Source organism: Limnofasciculus baicalensis BBK-W-15 (assembly GCF_024178385.1).
In the GTDB taxonomy this organism is placed as follows: domain Bacteria; phylum Cyanobacteriota; class Cyanobacteriia; order Cyanobacteriales; family Coleofasciculaceae; genus Limnofasciculus; species Limnofasciculus baicalensis.
The window spans coordinates 12,186-29,376 of sequence record NZ_JAMZMM010000029.1 but is presented as its reverse complement, the minus strand read 5'-3'; the positions used below and the strand labels follow the sequence as shown (position 1 = coordinate 29,376).

Genomic DNA, 17,191 nt, shown 5'->3' with positions numbered 1-17,191 from the left:
TGATTTGATTATTATCTAGCCACAGCCCAGTAAGATTAGTCAGGTTGGAGAGAGGAGTAATATCCCTGATTTGATTGTTCTCTAGCACCAGCTCAGTAAGATTTGAAAGTATCTCGTTAGCTCGATTACAATCCGAGGTTTTCGCCTCCGCCAACAATACTTCAACCGTATGTCGTTGTTGCTGAGAAAGAGCATCTTTATGGGAACACCAATCAGCAAAATTGCTAAAATTATCGCTCTGATTTGGTTTTACTACCAGGTGTTCAACGGTTTGCGCTTGAACTCTAGTTGGTGAGAAATGAAAAATCGGAGGTAACAGAGGAGATGTTACTACTAACAGGAAACTGCCAAGGAGCAGTATCGCAAATTTGAGAATTCTAGGATGTAGACGCATAAGCAATTTCTCCAGGGAGTGTGGGCTATTGGGTTAATTCTGTATCTTTAGCTATGAGACAGGGATGAAAATCTCTGGCGGTTTATTGATGCTTTTGTTTTACATATTTTTGAAAATCGGATAAGCTTAGTTCATCTAACCACTGATTTCTCTCAGTGGTATAATCTCCATAGCCAACTTCCAATTGTTGGAGGAAGCACAGCATTCCTACTACCCCTAGAGAGTCAACTAAAGCCTGGTATCCTTGCTTTCTCAGTTGAGCTAATTTCATGATTATCTTCCTGTAAATTTTTCATCAACCAAATCACGGGATTCTCTACTGTTACGCCAATTGAATTATTGTATTGTTGAGCTTTTCTCAAGAGTCTATCATCGGTAGTCAAGAAGACATCAGCGCCCCCTGCTTCAGCAAAAGCCAGATGTAAAGCGTCATAGAACTTAAACCCCCATTTTATCAATGCTTCGGCTCTCAATTCAATGTCTTGATTGGATTCGATATGTCTGGCAGCAACCGCTAAAATGGATGTACAGCGGTTTCCGCAGTAATGAGGTACACTTAATTGATCCTCAGAATTAAGCAATTGGTTTGTTAATTTCTGATACTGTACCTTACTATGAGCGGGAACCACTGTAGCCCTCTTCTGTCACTTTCCGGATTCAAGAAATAATAAACAAGCCAGATTATCCAGAAGAATAAAATGGTTGAAATTGATTAATTGTACCAATTAGATTATTAAATCCTCGCAACAAGTGAGAATTAGGGAAAATATCTATCCAAGGTGCAATTAACCATAAAAGAGTTACCAATAGTGGATGGTGCGGGGTGCTTGAGCGCAACGCACCCTACAGATAGATGCTTTGCGCAAGTCTTGGTTAAATTCGATTAAAATGAAATAAAGGAGGCATAATCTCATGACAGTAGCGATCGCAATCCCCAAAGTATACGATGAAATGATTGAGTTCATCGCTGCGGGAACGACTTCCCAAAGCCTCATCAACTTTCAGTTATCGGATTCAGCCCAAGAGCGTCTAGAAGATTTGGTTTACCGCCATAAAACAGGGGAACTAACCCCAGAAGAAAAAAAAGAACTAGACTATTTTCTCATTCTAGAGCATATCATGACACTCATTAAAGCACGAGCTTATAAATATATTAAAAGCGAGTAGGTATTTAAAATGGTTCGTCCTTACATTAGTGAAGAAGTGCGGCGTTTAGTTGCTAAACGTGCTGACTATCTCTGCGAATACTGCCTCATAGCAGAAGCAGAAAGGTCTTCACGTTTCCAGGTTGACCACATTATTAGTGTAAAACATGGTGGCTCTACCACAGCAGAAAATCTTGCCTATGCCTGCATCTTCTGCAATCTGCAAAAAGGAACTGATTTAGGATCGATTAATTGGAAAACTGGGGAACTTGTCCGATTTTTTAATCCCCGCCGAGACTTTTGGGCAGATCATTTTCAACTCGCTGAAGCTAGGATTCAGCCTTTAACAGATATCGGAGAAGTAACAGAGCAAATACTAGAATTTAATAGCAATGAGCGGATTTTAGAAAGGCAATCTTTAATTGGAGTTAGCAGATATCCATCTGCACCAGCTTGGCAAAGAATGACTAAGTAAACCTAATTTTAATACTTTATATCATCTCTGGCAGCATCGGAATTGTATCAGTTGTTCGTAGTAAAGACTTTAGTGCTTGGAAATATAGCATTTTTAGGCACTAAAGTGCCTACTACAAACAAGCTCGAGACAACTGGAATTGCCAAGTAAGACAAATTAAGACGAACCCCTGTCTCTCCCTCTCCCTTTGTTCTGCTATTCCCATCCCATCCCAAGGGGGGTTAACTAGCTGACCGTCAAAATCTGGACAAAACACTCTGAAACTCGAGAAAAGCTATGATAAAATCAGGCTATGTCTAGTTTTAGTCTCCTCATAGCAGGATAGCTCAAAGGTGTAACGGTGAAAACCACAAGACCGATGGGAGACTGACCTTGAGAGACTTCCGGTTAAAATCGAACCAGATCTAGACAAAGCTTACCGTTTATCTTAGTATAGCTCTAGTAACTAGAGTACCACATCTTTAGAGGTCGAGTAGAGATGCAATTAGTTGAGAAACACGTCATCAACCGACAACATAAGTTTTGGGCATATTGTGATGATCTAGCGTTACAATCCAAGCATCTTTATAATGCGGCTAATTATCTTCAGAGACAATACTTTTTTGAAACTAAAAAGTATTACAACTCAATAGATATTTACCATCAAACTAAAAATCTAGAAGCCTATCGATATCTCCCCACAAAAGTTAGTAAGCAGATTGTGCGTAGAGTGTCTGAAGCTTGGAAAGGTTGGTTGGGAGCCTGGAAAGACTGGCTCAAGAATCCTGAGAAGTATTTAGGCAAACCGAAAATACCTGGATATAAACACAAAGAACGTGGTAGAAACGTTGTTATTTATCCAAAAGATGCGATATCAAAACCAGCGCTAACCAAAGGAATTGTTAAGCTTTCTCAGACTAGTATTGAATTCCCTACTCAAGCGAAGAATTTAGACCAAGTGCGGATTGTACCCAAGATTGACCACTATGTTATTGAAGTTGTTTACACGGTTGAGGAGCCGATTAAATATGATGGGAAATACGTGGCTGGTATAGACCTTGGCTTAAACAATTTGATGGCTATAACATCCAATCATCCCGGTACTAAACCGATTTTGATTAGTGGTAGACCGTTGAAAAGTATTAACCAATTATTCAATAAAAGAGTAGCTTCATCACAATCAATCGAAGCGTGGCGGCAAGTTAAACAGCTAAACAGCAAGCGTGAAAGAAGGATTGATAACTACCTTCATACTGCCAGCCGTAGAGTGATTGATTGGTGTCAATTAAATGATATTGGTCAATTAATTATTGGCAATAACCCGGGGTGGAAGCAAGAGATCAATATTGGGAAAAAGAACAATCAAGAGTTTACTAAGATCCCCCACGCCAAATTGATTAAGCTCTTGACTTACAAGGCAGAATTGGCAGGTATCAAAGTTGTAACAACTGAGGAGAGTTACACTTCAAAAGCTAGTGCCTTGTCTGGCGATAAGTTGCCTGTTTACAAAGCTAAGACAGATATTAAACCAGTGTTTAGCGGTAAGCGTGTCAAGAGAGGTTTATACAAAACTTCCACTGGTAGAATAATCAATGCTGATACCAATGGAAGTATGAATATAGCGCGTAAAGTAATCCCAAACTTTATGAATGGGATAGAGGGATTGCCGTTTATCCCTGTAGTTTTAGGACTTTGGACTAAAATTACCAACTGAGATGTCCAGCAAAAGCCACCTTTGGGTAGCTTTGTCTAGGTTTCTCTGAGCGGTAAAATCAGTACTAGCCATAAAACGCTAAAATCCGTATTCTGGATGAGTAAGAGCGAGTACCGATGGCAACGCCAGCCAAAGGCATCGCAGCGCTAAGGGAAATTGCCGACAGATGGGACGTATATTTATTTCAGCAGGACATGGTGGTTTAGAACAAGGAGGTCGCGATTTAGGCGCGATCGCAGGTGGGACAACAGAAGCTCAGGAAATGATATTATTACGGGATCAAATCGTACCAGAGTTGCGATCGCGGGGGTTTGAAGTGCTATCTGTACCCGATGACTTGAGTGCAGCTCAAACTATTCAATGGATTAATACTCGTGCCAAGCCCGGTGATGTCGCTCTGGAAATCCAAACGGGTGCTTTCTCAAATCCGGATGCTAGAGGCGCTACTGTGTACTATATCGCCAACAATAGCGATCGCAAAAGTCAGGCTGACTCAATGTTACTCGCTCTAGTGCGACGCTTGCCTCAACTAACTAACCGAGGCTCAAAGCCAGATACGACTACAGGTATCGGTAGTCTGGCATTTTGTCGCATCACCAACCTCCCCTCGTTACTAATAGAAGTTGGCTATATTACCAATCCAGACGATCGTACTTTAATTCAGAATCGACGGCGCGATATTGCCTTGGGTATTGCTGATGGATTAGCTGCTTGGAGTCGCGCGGCATCTGGTAATACACCGGGAAATGGTGGCAGTACAACTTATTCTCCCATTAATATCAATATCAATAATCAAACTTATGGCGAGCAAGGCGTTATTATTAATGGCAATGCCTACATTCCTATTGATTTAGCAGATAGACTGGGGATAGATTTAACAACTGTACCAACTGTCCGCCGCGTCCAATATCAGGGAGTAGTTTATGTTAAAGCAATTGAACTGCGAGACTATAACATTTCCGTAAACTGGGATAGTTCCACCCGTACAGTAATTTTACGCTCTATTGTCCAAATCTGTCCCGGTCAATTCGACCGAATTATGGGGAACGGGCACACATCAGAAGTACAAATGATGATGTTCCTCAAAGCCAATAACGAAAACGCCTTAACCCAATTTCCCGACTTACCCAAAATTTACCGAGAAGAGGCATCAATTGAAGGGGTTAATTATGATATTGCCTTTGCGCAAATGTGTGTAGAAACTAACTTTCTCAACTTTGGTGGGGCATTAAAATCTAGTCAAAATAATTTTGGCGGATTGGGTTCCGTAAGTGGGGAAGCGGAAGGCGCAACATTTCCCAGTTCCAGAATTGGGGTTCGCGCCCATATTCAACAGTTAAAAGCTTACGCTAGTTTGGAACCTTTGGTGCAAGAACAAGTGAGTCCGAGATTTCGTTTTGTGACTCGCGGCATTGCACCTTTAGTAGATCAACTAACTGGAAGATGGTCAGTAGATACAAATTATAGTGCTAAGATTCTCGCAATTCTCAGGCGTTTGTATGAATCATCGGGATTGTTGTGAACGAATCTAATTATAGCAGTCGCCAACGCGGTTAGGACAATTGGCTCTCAGCCCCTTGTTAAAATTTAAGCTGAGAATGTCCTAACCGCTGTGGCGGTTGCTATAGATTAGTTCTGAAAGCTTGATGGGCTTTGGGTTTTGTATGGGTGAGTTATTGACCTTACCGATACAAAAGCAATCTTCCTGACTGCTTCTGGGCGACTTGTCACCCCGTCAGGGCTGCAATCCTAATCGTCCCCACGGTTTAAGAACACCAAAACCTCTGAGTTGTCTGCCAGGAAGTAGCCTGCTGTGTAGTAGCCTGTAGTGGCGAAGTCCTTGAGACCATCTCCATTGAAATCTGCAATAGCGATTCTGGCAGTAGAGGAGTCAGACAGTTGCGTCATTTTAAACTCAAGCTTCGAGTTCTCGTTGAGAATGGGATCGTAGTAGAAAACACCTTGCCATGGCCGTGAACCTCGCTTTGCTAGGAGGAACTCATCATCGCCGTCTCCATCGAAATCAGTAGTTACCACATGATGCGCAACTGATTCGTCTACAGGACCGAACTCATACATCACTTTTCTTTCATAAGACTGATTATCGCCAGTCGGAGTATACAAGGCAATGGTATTGCCATGGAAAGGTTCTGCGGTTGGAAAATAATGGTCAAATGGGAATTTTTCTGTAAGATAACCGATGGCCACATTTCCACTTCCTTTGAAGTCAACCTGGCCAAGTTCTCCTGTGCCAATCGGCTTAATCACCGGGTTATGTGTTTCATCCAAAGAGAAGATATTGATGCCCTCTTCACTGGCGAGTAACACGCTGTCAAGTTCTTCACCAGAGTTGTAGGGTACAACTCCATGGATGATATGGAAACTCTCATCCACAATCTTGCTAGGCCATTTATCTGCTGTGAGGACATCTTCGGGCTTGGTGTACAGAGTTATCGGTACCGGTGACTCTACACCAGCAGATCCGACAACTGGCACGGCCAAAAGTTCCAATTCATCTTTTGTGGTGAAGTGCCCTAGCTGCAAGCGATGGGTTGCCACGAGATCCCCGATATGATAGACATCCCATTCTCCTCCTGTCTCGCCTGGGTTTCTCAGCCAGGAAATCTTGCCATCCTCGGGTCCGCAGTTGAACATGCACCCCCCGTAGTCATGGCTGATGAAAATATCCGTCCAGCCATCCCCATCAATGTCGTCTTGAGCTAGCGCAACTGGCTTAGGCAACTGAGTTATATCATGCTCTTCCCAAGTTGGGTTTTCATACCACACCACTTTGCCTACTGTCAAACCGGAAGTAACGAGGTCTGGTTTGTTATCGTTGTTGATATCTACAGCTTCAACCCAGTAGCCGTCGGTTTGTTGAGTTGCTACTGTGATTTTCTCGAAGTGGGGAGGATTAGGAGAATCTTGAGCCCAAGCTGGCGCTGCCAAGTAGGGCATCCCCAAAATTACCAATGCACAGAGTAAGACGGGTAGACGGATGATAGATGCGAGAACCCGAAGAGGTTCCATCCCAGTCTTTTTTAGCTGTTTGATATGATTGTCAAGAATCATTAGAATCTCCAAAAATCAACTATGAATTACATGAAATTCTTGGTAGGGGAGCATTACAATGCCCCCTACCTGAAAATACCTATTAGCTGAAAGGGACTACCAACCAATCAGATCCCGTAGGTATGTACGAGCCATTAGCGCGTATCTCAAAGGATGAGCTTGATGAGGATCTTGTTCTGCCTCTACCATTAGCCATCCCTCATAGTTAGCTGTAGCAAGTTCTTGTAAAATTGGCTGAAAATCAATTGCACCAGCCTCATCTCCGGGAACAGTAAATATCCCGGCGCGGATCGAATCTAAAAAGCTACGACCTGTATCTTTGGATTCGTCTAAAACTTCCTGACGAATATTTTTCATGTGAACGTGCTTGATCCGATCTTTATATGTCTTAGCCACTTCCAGAGGATCGACTCCTGCGTAGTACAAATGCCCGGTATCTAGAAGTAGATTCACATATTCGGGATTGGTATCATTCATCAACCGAGTGATATCATCTAAGTTTTCTACTCCCGTACCAATATGGGGGTGATACATCAACTGCATACCATTTCCATTGGCTAATTCACCAAGGAGGTTCAGTCCATCCACCATAGCTGACCATTGCTGGTCATCAAAATGTGGTCTGTTTGTTAAAGGGTCCACATTCGTTTGATGAACAGCACCACCCATTTCAGCGACGACAATAGTGTTGCCACCCATTTCCTTCATGAAATTGACTTGTTTGTCGAATTCTGCCAATGTCTCATCATCCTTTCCTTCGGTGAAAAGAGTTCCCACCCAAGGTTCAGAAATCTCCAAGTTACGAAGTGCTAACTCGCTTTTTAAAACTGCGGTATCTTGAGGCAATTGAGGTCCCATTTGCGAACCTTCAAAGCCAGCTAGTGCCATTTCACTCAAAATCTGCTGGTCACGGATAGGAGGGGTGAGATCGATAGTACGATCGTCACTATTACTCCAACCTGTTGGTGTAATGCCCAACTTGACTTTTCCGCGATCGAATAGTGGGCTTAAAATCACAGGTTCAGATGGAGGAGGAACCAGAGACACCAAGAAGGAATTGTTTCCACTTGTAGCAGCAGTGGCGGGAAGCGTTAAGCTATTTATCCCTAGAAGAAGAAAGATAAATAATAGGGCAAATGAACCACTAACCCTTTTGATTTTGCGGAAAACTGATGATTTATTCATCTTGCGCTCGTTATTTCCAAACATGACTTAGTGATTCCTAATCTTTGAATTGGACTTCCTGAAATTCTTCTTTCAGTATACCGACGACGAATCGGTAATGAAATAGAATGCTCAAAAGAATATATTGGCATAATCTGATGAGAATGAATGGGCGTTCAAATATTCTTCAGCCTCCTCATCAAGATTATCCTTATTTTTTTTGGCACTGAGCTGAAGCACCAAACTTACTAACATCTCCGTTATAAGTAGTAGTGTCAGGCATCAGCGAATTAGTCAGATCTGAACCACAGAACTTGGTTCCCGCAAGGGTAGCATCTACCAACCTTGACTTTCTGAGCTTGCTACCAGAAAAATCGGCATTCGATAAATTGGCGCGATTAAGAACTGCCTCATTTAGGATGGCTTTTTTTACCTGTGTCACCTGTTTCACGGAATCCTTATCCCAAGGAGAGAAATTTGCATCAGAAAGAATGGCTGAGGTTAAATTGGCATTGTTTAAATTTGCCCCTGATAAATTTGTACAAATTACATTTGGTTCAGGTGTACAACTCATCAGCGCATTATACAAATCCGTATTAGAAAGATTAGCCCCTGTTAGGTTAGCACCCGACAAGGTAATCCCCATTAGGATAGCTCCCGATAGATTGGCTTCCGTTAGATTTGATTCCCTCAGCCTTGCATCATTAAGTAGGGAACCGGAAAGATTGGCTTTAGACAGATTTGTCCGATTCATGGCGCTGCCATATAAATCTCTATTCGATAGATCCGCTCCCGATAAATCGCATTCATTACAGGCGTTTGTCACGAGCAACTTATCGTAATCTGTCGCAACAAAAGCGTTAGCGGGCAAACTAAATATCGTTAAGCTCAGGAGAATTGAGAGGGCAATAGTCGAGAGTCTACGAAACCAAGTTGTCATATTTGTGTTCGTCCTTAAAACTAGGAATTTTTGACAGTTGTGTCAGGATCAAAGATGGGTCTTTTTTAGAGGTTGAATGACGGATCTCTAAAAGTAGTTAACCCCTACCCATAATCACTGTTAGCGTCTACTAATCTTGACTGAAGGGTGTTCGCTCCAAGTCGCATATCCAAGACCTTTCGCACCAGGTGGGTTAACACCAATCGTAGGCCATAAAAGTCCTTCTGGATAGGCTTGTGGACTGGGAATAAAGGTTTGATCGTTTTCTTTTGCCCCAAAAACATTTCGCCAACCCGGTGGCAGTTGATACCAATTGGCTACATACCAAAGCTTGATAATATTGCGGGCGATTGGTCCTAATTTTTCAGAACCCAGAATTTCCGAACGAAGTCTTCGATTCAAGATTAATTCATAGTTTTTGTTTTTGGATTGAATATCAATGGTATGAAAGGTTTGTAACAGTTCCCCAAAAATATCTTCACCAATGATGTCCAGAACTGTTTCAAAGTAAAGAGCAGCTTGTCCGGTTCCCTGTAGATGAAACCGAGAAAAACCAGTTAAGACTACTGACAAATCGAGAAAATACTCGAACTCAGGTCCGTTAATATCCATCAGTTGTTTACCTCCACAAAAATTTTAGATCTGCAAGTACGTTGCAAGTCTCATAGCACTAAGCCATCAGTCATCAGCAAAAGTATTGCTCTTGATGAGCGATCGCCTTTTGTGATGTCCTAATCTTGGGTCATAGTCCTAGACATAAATCAAGAACTTTGAGTGAAAAATGGGTCAGAAATAGATCTCGATTAGTCTAATCGGAAGACAGGAGCGGCATTAACCCCATTCATACCGGGAATAGGATTACGGATTAGATTAGTAGCTTGTTCCTTAAGGACGAACATGCGCCCGACTGCGGGAATTAAGTGTTTACGATGTCCGTTAAAAGAGTATTCAATCTCTGCTAGGAATTTACTGTAGCTGGTCTGGAATTCTTTGGCTGCCAGATACAATTCTGAGTCTTCAGGATGATAATCACTAAGTTTGGCATTTATCTTGAGCGGATAAACTGCGTCCCAATCTACCTCAAAACACGGACCCGTGGGATGATCGGGCTGATCGGACAGTTCAGGCTCATCCTTATTAACGACATAGAATTGCCCTAATTCTAGTTGTTGAAAACGAAAGTAATGACCCATTTCTCGTTCTGCGTCATAGATAGCCCCGGTTCTCGATCCCTCACCCTGTTCTTGAATTACTTTTAAGGCTCGGATTGCTGAACGGAGATCTGTGACTTCGATGATTTCCCCGCCACCGTTATAGTAATATTCGGGGGTAATTTGTCGTTCGCGCTTGCCGCAGAACAGAGCATTACCCATCTGTCTGTACAAAGCATTCAAGCCACGAATTATCTCTGCATAGAATAAGCCAATGCTATAGAAAGGATAGGGCGAATTAGTGCCTAGAATCCGCAGCAAACTGTTTTGTAGGGGTCGAGCATCTACTATTGGCGTGTCTTCAGGGACTTCGTAAGCCCGTTCAATGTTAAGAAAAGTATGTACCGTATCTATAGAAAACGGGCTTAAATTCACTTCAAAGTCTGTCGAGCCGGTTGGGAGATTGGTAGGATATTGGGGAATAAAATCAGGGTGTGTTAAGGTTGATTTCATGTTCCCTCCCACCGCATTAAAAACATTGGCGACGAGGGTTAGGTGTAGCATTTCTTCTACAACAACCTGCCTGATAATATGGGCAGCCTCTAAATTCTTTCCTGGTTTAAGAGAGTAAAGTGCTGTCATGTAAGGGGGAATGGTTGCATGTTCTATCACCATTGCTGTGATGAGATAGTCATGCAAGTCTTTAACTGTTGTAATCAGTCCTAAACCATTGTCTGTAGTCATAATACTTCTGCTGGCAATGTTTTCTCAATTCTGTAAGGAACACGAGGCAAGTTGTAAATCTTAAGAGTTTAACTCTTTAAGCATCTGCTCGGCAGCCACAAAACTTAAGGCAGCAACTGTCAATGTTGTATTTGAACTGCCGATGGTTGGCATACTGCCTGCACCAAGTAGGTAGAGATTCTCATGATCCCAAGCACGGAGATACCGATTGACAACCGAGTTAGTGTTGGTCGTTCCCATGACATGAGTTCCGGAAAAGTGATTTCCCCCTCGGAAGAAGTAACCTTCACCCTCAAACTCAAAATATTGGGGGTCTAAAGGATTGAATTGGGTATAGTCTTCCGCTCCCAAACGCGCGAAGATCACACGAGAGAGTTGTCTGGTGTAGGCAAGGGTTCTTTTAATGTAGTCGGGTAGGTCGAAGTGAATGACGGGCTGATAATTACCCAGTTGATCCTTGTAGTTGTCATCGATGGTGACTCGGTTATTGGGATCGGGGGGTAATTCGCACATGAAAGCCAGTAGCAGTTGTCGTGAAATCCGACTAATCAATCTCTGGCGCAAATCTTCGCCATATTGGTTTTTCTGGTCAACTGCATCAAGTACTTCAGTGTAGGGAGATCCTGTTGCCCATCCCCAACCATCATTGTGAATATCTACCGCGAAGGCAGCTTGTTTGTCACGAAAATCGCCCTTACGAAATGTGCCGATACCTGATGTAACCAGAGGCCCTCGCATCGTTCCAGTTACTTGAGGCATCAAAGCCCAAGCTAACATGAAAGGGTGATCCATTAGATTGCAGCCCATTAGTCCGCTGGTGCTAGGCAATTGAGAAGCGAGCATCAGCCGAGCATTTTCGACGGCATTAGTTGCTAAGACAAATAATTTCCCCCTGGCGAATCCTGTAGTGTATTCAGGAGAATTGGGGTCTTCATAACGTTTATAGTGAATGGCAGTGACACTACGGTTTTCGGGATTAATTTCTACCCGATCAGCAACCGCTTGGGAGAGTATATGAACTCGATTGGTTTGCAAGGCTTTAACTAAAGTTCTGCGAGCATCATATTTCGCTTGAACCGGACAGATGGGAACGCAGTTGGCATTCCCTTGGCAACGTTCGCCATATTGAACAGAAGGGATACTGGCAACTCCATCAGGAATAAAGCCATTACCACGATCGTATTTAGGGTTGGGTTCACCATTGCGACCTTGAGGAAAAGTACTAAAGCTTAATTGAAGGCTCTCGCCATAGAGTTCAACTGTACTTCCCTCAACTTTCTCAATAACTTTCTCATCTAAGTAAGAGGGGGGAAGCTTTTTCATCGGGAAAACATAGCCATCTTCAAATTTGATGCCTAGTTTTTTTTGCTCTTCTGTGTCCCCACAAACCCCGATCTCGTGCTCCGCTTTGCGGTAGTAGGGCATCAAATCTTCATAGCGAATGGGCCAGTCAAGGCCTTGTCCGTAAAGAGTCTTTAACTGGAAATCTTCCGGTAACATCCGTGGGGTTTTCGCTTCCCAGTGCATGGTTGTCCCACCAAAGACTCGTGTATAGGAACCCCCAAGTTTCATGGGACCTTTTTCTACAAAATAGTCATCCATATCCGTGGGACTCGGAGCATTGGGATTATGGGGAAATGGAGAGTTGGGGTTCTTCTCCACCGCACTATAGAAGGTGTCTACATAACTTTGAAAGCCTGCAAGGGATAAATCCTTACTTTTTCCTGCCTCAAGGATTAAAACCGTTTTTCCTTGTTGGCTCAATTCTTTGGCAACAATGGCTCCAGCGACCCCTGCTCCTACGATCACCACATCGTAAATCGTGTTAGAGACAGTATCGGAATCGACATTTGTTACAAATGCCTGACTTTGACTCATTGGTTACTCCTTAACAGTTACTCTTTATCAGGAATCCAAATTTATCAGTACGACATGATTGTCTTCAACCATGTCATGATCCTGCAATCAATAAAGATATAATACCTTTATTGATTGACTTTGGACTAGAAATTTCTAGCTTGTGCTGGATAAATTGGATCTAACGGTCGAAAATTCCGATCAATGATTAGTATTTTGGACGTAAGTCTCTCCAATTGCTTGGGTAAGGTTAGCCCTTTCAATGATTTCAAGGCTTTTTACGTCAAAGACACCCTTGTTGAACTCGATACACTTGTTTAATCGTTGACCTCAGAGCTATAAACTGCCTGGGCATTTGTAGGTGAGATGAATTAAAAGTTGTAGTGTACGAAACACTTTTTTGTGTAAAATACCGACTTTGAAGAGCAAACGATATATTCGCTACTCCTCTATTTGCGATGGATAATTTACATTTGGGAATGTAAGTTGTTCAGTTTTTTTACCTGGTTAAAAATATATCATGGCAGAATAAATTTTGCAACCACCAGTAGATCGATCGCGCCGAGCTAGCCTTACCTCTAACCCTTCACCCCCCTATGGTCTAAGCTGCTGCGCATCTAAATCTAAATGTTATATTAAATTTTGGGAACGGGGTGTGGGGTGTGGGGATATCTAAATTAAGTGCATAACAGCTTACCTCCCCAGTCTAAATCCCGGCTCAATGTCAACCCACATTCCGCACCCTTATAGCAAAAATCAAAAGTCAAAGAAGACAGGGAGTGGGTTTTTTGGAGTAGGGAGTGGGGAAGAATTTGAGCCAATGCGACTCTTTTTCAGAATATACATTTTCAGAATATACAATTTAACTGCGTAGCAGCTTATTTAATAGCATAAGTCAAAAAAAATAACAAACTGTGGTGTCTATTTTAATCGTATGACTGATTGTATTTATATCTTGATGAAGGAAAATTTATTATTGATTGTTAGTTATTAGTTATTGGTTATTTGCCAAACAACCAACAACCAACAACCAACAACCAACAACAAATTAAGCAGTCTTAAAAAACCGGATAATTTCCCTTACATGATCGAGAAATTGACCATCTGTACTTAATTGCGCGATCGCACTTTCAGCTTCCCGTCTTAGACGTTGATGCTCTGCCTCATTTTGCGCTTGTAATTGTTCTAAAGATGCCGCTAAACGAGCCACTTCTTTGCGACTTTCTTCCCAGTAACGCTGCTGCGTAGCCACCCAGGAAAAGGGTTCTTCCGGATCTAGTTGTTCTTCTATCCGTTTAACACTCATTTCTAGATTACCAAAGCGATCGCGCAATTCATAGATATCTTGCCGAGGATACTGAAATTCTTGCCGAATCGCCGCTAATCGTGTCGCTAAATACTCGTATAGTCGCACCGTAGGGCGCAAAATAGTTAAAAGTAACGCCGCACCGGAACTAATATAGCCAACCGCACTAATTCCAGTTGCCGCCAAGGTGTAAAGTCCAATGGCAGATACGATGTGGAGGATAATGGCGACAACTAGCGATCGCGAAGCCACCACTTTGGCATAAGCTACTTGCTTAGAGTCGATCGTAATCCCTTTATCAATCGATTGGGCTGCATCAGCTAAAACCTGTCTAGCGTCAAAATGGACATTCCAGGGAACCGTCACCACAACTAACAACCACCAAAAACTACCCACACCGATGATCCAATCTAGCAAATGACCCGCACTAACATGTAACCACTGCAACAATCCAAACATCAACAGCGTCAATATTCCCAAGATGGCACTGAATCCGATAAAGTTAAACATCATAAACCAAAGCCTCATCGCAGTCGAACCGTTACTCCTATCATGGGTACGACTTCCTGCGACTGTGGAGAGGGTTGTGCTAGTTTAGCCAGTTTCACAGTCTGGAGGGGGAATGGCTAATGGCTAATTGCTAATGGCTAATGGCTAATTGCTAATGGCTAATTGCTAATGGCTAATATATATTCCCTACTCCCTACTCCCCACTCCCCACTCCCTATTACAGACAGAATGAAGAGTTCATTTTTACCAAAATTAGCAGCGATTGCGACATTGACGCTATCAACATTGATGGCTAGCAAACCAGTAAGTGCTGGTATCTTTGAGCAACTACCAGTAGATCAAAGTAAATATATTGCCGTAGCTTCTCCTTTTGGACAGGGATCTTATCAACTACTGATTATTCAGCAAATAGCATCAACGCGGCAGTGTTGGAGCGAAAGTGGCAGTAATCCTGTCAGTGTAGATCCCCTACTATTGAAATTTGATTTCACTGGTATTTGCGGACGTAGTACTGATAGTAATGGCTATTCTTTACGAGCAGCAGGGGAAGATTTAGGGTTAGATTATTTGATTAGCGTTGTTGAACGTAATGGTGAATTAGTTTTAGTTGGAACTAATCGCAAAGATCGCAATGCGCCGGAAGTTATTGTTGGTCGAACTAAGGCTTTAGGTAGTGGTTTTTTAAAGATATTTCTAGAGCCTGGTTGGGAGTTTGCTAGACGATCTTACCAAGGAAAACCTCTCGGTCATGTCTATTTGGCTAATCGCACTTCAATAGACACTTTGGCTTCTGGCACAGGTACAGGTACAGGTACAGGTACAGGTACAGGTACTGGTACTGGTACAGGCACAGGTACAGGCACAGGTACAGGTACAGGTACAGGTACTGGTACTGGTACAGGTACAGGTACTGGTACTGGTACTGGTACTACATTCCGAGATATTGCTAGCGATGTCTACGCCAAGGAAATTGAACAAGCCGTAGGATTGGGATTTATTGCTGGATTTAAAGAAGATAATACCTTCAGACCCCAAGCAGCGATAACCAGAGAACAATTAGTATCCATGGTATTAGAAGCCCTCAGTAAGCTTCCCGGTGCTAATCTGCAAATACCTGCGAAAGTCTCAACTCGTCCCTATCCCGATGTGGATGCCTCCCGATGGAGTGCCGCCAAAATCCAATGGGCACGGGAAAATAATATCGTAAGTGGCTATACCGACGGCAACTTTCGACCAACTCAACAGGTAACTCGTGCCGAATTAATGGCAGTGCAACGACGAGCAGCACAATTTGCTTTAACCTTGCAAGGGAAGCCATCCGCTCTGACTGCTAATCAAGCTATAGTACAATTTTCAGATATTCAGGGTCACTGGGCGGAATCCCTAGTTACCGAAATGTCTGGTTATTGTCGAGTCGCTTCTCCCTTTAACGAAACGGGTAAAGCATTTATCCCTAACGATCAGGCTAAACGCAACTATGCCGCAGCAGCAACTCTACGGATGCTCAATTGTGTTAAACCTTAGTTGTTAGTTGTTAGTTGTTAGTTGTTGGTTGTTGGTTGTTGGTTGTTAGTTGTTGGTTGTTAGTTGTTAGTTGTTAGTTTTTAGTTACTAGTTTTTAGTTTTTAGTTGCCAGTTGTTGTCACAATACAATAACCAATAACAAACAACTAATAACAAAAATTACATAATTTAGGTATAAGTTTTCAATTATGGTTTCAGGCATCGCTAAATTTTTTCTCGGTTTTTTCTTAGCTATTTTCCTATTGTTAGGTGGTGCGGTTGGTATCGCCTATTACCTGTTTACAAAAATGTCTGTTAATCCTCCCAAACCGATTTTTGCTGAGGAGCAGAAACAGCAGTCACCTATTGCTAAACCTGTGAGTTTACCCACGGGGGCTAAGTCAAAACAGGATAAAAAAGCTACTCCTACTCCTAGTGAGTCACCCACGACAAAGGAATTACCAGCAGGAGCGTATAAAGCGCGGGTAAGTTGGCCGGAAGGATTGAGTATTAGAGATCAGCCTAATTTAGATTCTAACCGCGTTAATGGTGTTGCTTATAATCAGGAAATTTTTGTGCTGCAAGAGAGTGACGATAAAAGATGGCAGAAAATTCGCATTATTGAAGGCGGTGAAGAAGGTTGGGTTAAGGCGGGTAATATTGAAAAAGTTGATTCTTCAACTGAGTCACCTCAGTAATCATGTGCATTTTAGACTGGTACAGGCAGTGTGAAGAATTTGGGCGATAAATTATAGGGTTTTCAACATAACTTATCGCCCTTATGCTGTGCTAACGCATAGCTCTCGCTAACACCCCTACATACGGCAAGTTCGCGTTTTAAAGGTTTGGGAACACATTCATCAAGCAGGATTCGCATATACAGTCAGCATTTCCTTTGCTAATTCCAGGAGTGAGATTGCTTGCTGACGGCTGACACTGGGAAAATGGTCCAGGAATTCATTAAGTGAATCGCCAGCTTCTAAATAGTCAATTAATGTTTTTATGGGAACGCGAGTACCGATGAAGACAGGGGTTCCCCCCAAAATGTCGTGGTCCCTATGAATGATTGGCAGTGTAGGGATCGTCATGGCTTACATCTGTGCAACATCTCAATCCTAGCCGATATCGAAAATATTGGCTACTGCCAACATCTATCTCAAGGAAGTTGCTATATTAAAGCGATCGCACTGACAAGATTAATGATAAATGCTATCTTTTAAAATAGACCCCCTATTCA

Annotated in this window: 18 protein-coding genes; 7 read left to right on the top strand and 11 right to left on the bottom strand. The window is 42.6% G+C overall.

Annotated elements, in window-relative coordinates:
- The 3 genes from NJ959_RS04995 to NJ959_RS04990 form a co-directional block, all read right to left on the bottom strand.
- Window positions 1-394: leucine-rich repeat domain-containing protein (locus NJ959_RS04995; RefSeq protein WP_254010649.1), on the bottom strand; the 394-nt coding region annotated here is incomplete at its 3' end.
- An 82-nt stretch (window positions 395-476) separates the two neighbouring features.
- Entirely contained in the window at window positions 477-665 is a 189-nt protein-coding gene (locus tag NJ959_RS30095) for a hypothetical protein (RefSeq protein ID WP_373693602.1), read from the bottom strand.
- Entirely contained in the window at window positions 619-1,023 is a 405-nt protein-coding gene (locus NJ959_RS04990; RefSeq protein WP_254010648.1) for a PIN domain-containing protein, read from the bottom strand. Before NJ959_RS04990 ends, NJ959_RS30095 begins: the two co-directional genes overlap by 47 nt.
- 283 nt (window positions 1,024-1,306) lie before the next feature.
- On the opposite strand from NJ959_RS04990, the gene NJ959_RS04985 reads away from it, so the two are divergent.
- The 4 genes from NJ959_RS04985 to tftA all read left to right on the top strand — a co-directional run bounded on the left by NJ959_RS04985 (window position 1,307) and on the right by tftA (window position 5,229).
- Window positions 1,307-1,561: a hypothetical protein gene (locus NJ959_RS04985; RefSeq protein ID WP_254010647.1), complete on the top strand. Its 255-nt coding sequence runs from the start codon at window positions 1,307-1,309 to the stop codon at window positions 1,559-1,561.
- A gap of 9 nt (window positions 1,562-1,570) precedes the next feature.
- Window positions 1,571-2,014, top strand: coding sequence for an HNH endonuclease (locus NJ959_RS04980; protein WP_254010646.1), 444 nt, complete (start codon window positions 1,571-1,573; stop codon window positions 2,012-2,014).
- Window positions 2,015-2,492: 478 nt separating this feature from the next.
- Window positions 2,493-3,707: an RNA-guided endonuclease InsQ/TnpB family protein gene (locus tag NJ959_RS04975; RefSeq protein ID WP_254010645.1), complete on the top strand. Its 1,215-nt coding sequence runs from the start codon at window positions 2,493-2,495 to the stop codon at window positions 3,705-3,707.
- A 166-nt stretch (window positions 3,708-3,873) separates the two neighbouring features.
- Entirely contained in the window at window positions 3,874-5,229 is a 1,356-nt protein-coding gene (tftA, locus tag NJ959_RS04970; RefSeq protein WP_254010644.1) for a hormogonium tapered terminus morphoprotein TftA, read from the top strand.
- Window positions 5,230-5,456: 227 nt separating this feature from the next.
- Here tftA and NJ959_RS04965 read toward each other — a convergent pair whose 3' ends face one another.
- The 7 genes from NJ959_RS04965 to NJ959_RS04935 all read right to left on the bottom strand — a co-directional run bounded on the left by NJ959_RS04965 (window position 5,457) and on the right by NJ959_RS04935 (window position 14,454).
- Entirely contained in the window at window positions 5,457-6,656 is a 1,200-nt protein-coding gene (locus NJ959_RS04965) for an FG-GAP repeat domain-containing protein (protein ID WP_254010643.1), read from the bottom strand.
- Between the two features lie 219 nt (window positions 6,657-6,875).
- Window positions 6,876-7,964: a myo-inosose-2 dehydratase gene (gene iolE / locus NJ959_RS04960; RefSeq protein WP_254010642.1), complete on the bottom strand. Its 1,089-nt coding sequence runs from the start codon at window positions 7,962-7,964 to the stop codon at window positions 6,876-6,878.
- A gap of 190 nt (window positions 7,965-8,154) precedes the next feature.
- Window positions 8,155-8,883 carry a pentapeptide repeat-containing protein gene (locus tag NJ959_RS04955; protein ID WP_254010641.1) on the bottom strand — a complete coding sequence of 243 codons (729 nt, stop codon included), beginning with the start codon at window positions 8,881-8,883 and terminating at the stop codon, window positions 8,155-8,157.
- A gap of 120 nt (window positions 8,884-9,003) precedes the next feature.
- Window positions 9,004-9,495, bottom strand: coding sequence for a hypothetical protein (locus NJ959_RS04950; protein WP_254010640.1), 492 nt, complete (start codon window positions 9,493-9,495; stop codon window positions 9,004-9,006).
- Window positions 9,496-9,686: 191 nt separating this feature from the next.
- Window positions 9,687-10,778, bottom strand: a complete 1,092-nt coding sequence (locus NJ959_RS04945) for a ferritin-like domain-containing protein (RefSeq protein ID WP_254010639.1) — start codon at window positions 10,776-10,778, stop codon at window positions 9,687-9,689.
- A gap of 60 nt (window positions 10,779-10,838) precedes the next feature.
- Window positions 10,839-12,656, bottom strand: a complete 1,818-nt coding sequence (locus tag NJ959_RS04940; RefSeq protein WP_254010638.1) for a GMC family oxidoreductase — start codon at window positions 12,654-12,656, stop codon at window positions 10,839-10,841.
- Window positions 12,657-13,683: 1,027 nt separating this feature from the next.
- The gene (locus tag NJ959_RS04935; RefSeq protein WP_254010637.1) at window positions 13,684-14,454 is read right to left on the bottom strand and encodes a hypothetical protein; all 771 of its coding nucleotides are present in this window, start codon (window positions 14,452-14,454) and stop codon (window positions 13,684-13,686) included.
- A 225-nt stretch (window positions 14,455-14,679) separates the two neighbouring features.
- Here NJ959_RS04935 and NJ959_RS04930 point away from each other — a divergent pair, with 225 nt between their 5' ends.
- Entirely contained in the window at window positions 14,680-15,975 is a 1,296-nt protein-coding gene (locus tag NJ959_RS04930; RefSeq protein ID WP_254010652.1) for a DUF3747 domain-containing protein, read from the top strand.
- A gap of 188 nt (window positions 15,976-16,163) precedes the next feature.
- Window positions 16,164-16,652: an SH3 domain-containing protein gene (locus tag NJ959_RS04925; protein ID WP_254010636.1), complete on the top strand. Its 489-nt coding sequence runs from the start codon at window positions 16,164-16,166 to the stop codon at window positions 16,650-16,652.
- A gap of 162 nt (window positions 16,653-16,814) precedes the next feature.
- Here the strand turns inward: NJ959_RS04925 and NJ959_RS04920 are convergent, their stop codons facing one another.
- Entirely contained in the window at window positions 16,815-17,042 is a 228-nt protein-coding gene (locus NJ959_RS04920; RefSeq protein ID WP_373693601.1) for a DUF433 domain-containing protein, read from the bottom strand.
- Here NJ959_RS04920 and NJ959_RS04915 point away from each other — a divergent pair.
- On the top strand, window positions 17,013-17,174 hold the full coding sequence (locus tag NJ959_RS04915; protein WP_254010634.1) for a hypothetical protein: 162 nt from the start codon (window positions 17,013-17,015) through the stop codon (window positions 17,172-17,174). The genes NJ959_RS04920 and NJ959_RS04915 overlap by 30 nt on opposite strands.
- Window positions 17,175-17,191: the final 17 nt, after the last annotated feature.

Bases quoted from the DNA above. Each gene is read 5' to 3' on its own strand.
- NJ959_RS30095 (WP_373693602.1), bottom strand. From the start codon at position 665: ATGAAATTAGCTCAACTGAGAAAGCAAGGATACCAGGCTTTAGTTGAC.
- NJ959_RS04985 (WP_254010647.1), top strand. From the start codon at position 1,307: ATGACAGTAGCGATCGCAATCCCCAAAGTATACGATGAAATGATTGAG.
- NJ959_RS04980 (WP_254010646.1), top strand. From the start codon at position 1,571: ATGGTTCGTCCTTACATTAGTGAAGAAGTGCGGCGTTTAGTTGCTAAA.
- NJ959_RS04975 (WP_254010645.1), top strand. From the start codon at position 2,493: ATGCAATTAGTTGAGAAACACGTCATCAACCGACAACATAAGTTTTGG.
- tftA (WP_254010644.1), top strand. From the start codon at position 3,874: ATGGGACGTATATTTATTTCAGCAGGACATGGTGGTTTAGAACAAGGA.
- iolE (WP_254010642.1), bottom strand. From the start codon at position 7,964: ATGAATAAATCATCAGTTTTCCGCAAAATCAAAAGGGTTAGTGGTTCA.
- NJ959_RS04955 (WP_254010641.1), bottom strand. From the start codon at position 8,883: ATGACAACTTGGTTTCGTAGACTCTCGACTATTGCCCTCTCAATTCTC.
- NJ959_RS04950 (WP_254010640.1), bottom strand. From the start codon at position 9,495: ATGGATATTAACGGACCTGAGTTCGAGTATTTTCTCGATTTGTCAGTA.
- NJ959_RS04945 (WP_254010639.1), bottom strand. From the start codon at position 10,778: ATGACTACAGACAATGGTTTAGGACTGATTACAACAGTTAAAGACTTG.
- NJ959_RS04940 (WP_254010638.1), bottom strand. From the start codon at position 12,656: ATGAGTCAAAGTCAGGCATTTGTAACAAATGTCGATTCCGATACTGTC.
- NJ959_RS04935 (WP_254010637.1), bottom strand. From the start codon at position 14,454: ATGATGTTTAACTTTATCGGATTCAGTGCCATCTTGGGAATATTGACG.
- NJ959_RS04930 (WP_254010652.1), top strand. From the start codon at position 14,680: ATGAAGAGTTCATTTTTACCAAAATTAGCAGCGATTGCGACATTGACG.
- NJ959_RS04925 (WP_254010636.1), top strand. From the start codon at position 16,164: ATGGTTTCAGGCATCGCTAAATTTTTTCTCGGTTTTTTCTTAGCTATT.
- NJ959_RS04915 (WP_254010634.1), top strand. From the start codon at position 17,013: ATGAATGATTGGCAGTGTAGGGATCGTCATGGCTTACATCTGTGCAAC.
- NJ959_RS04920 (WP_373693601.1), bottom strand. From the start codon at position 17,042: ATGACGATCCCTACACTGCCAATCATTCATAGGGACCACGACATTTTG.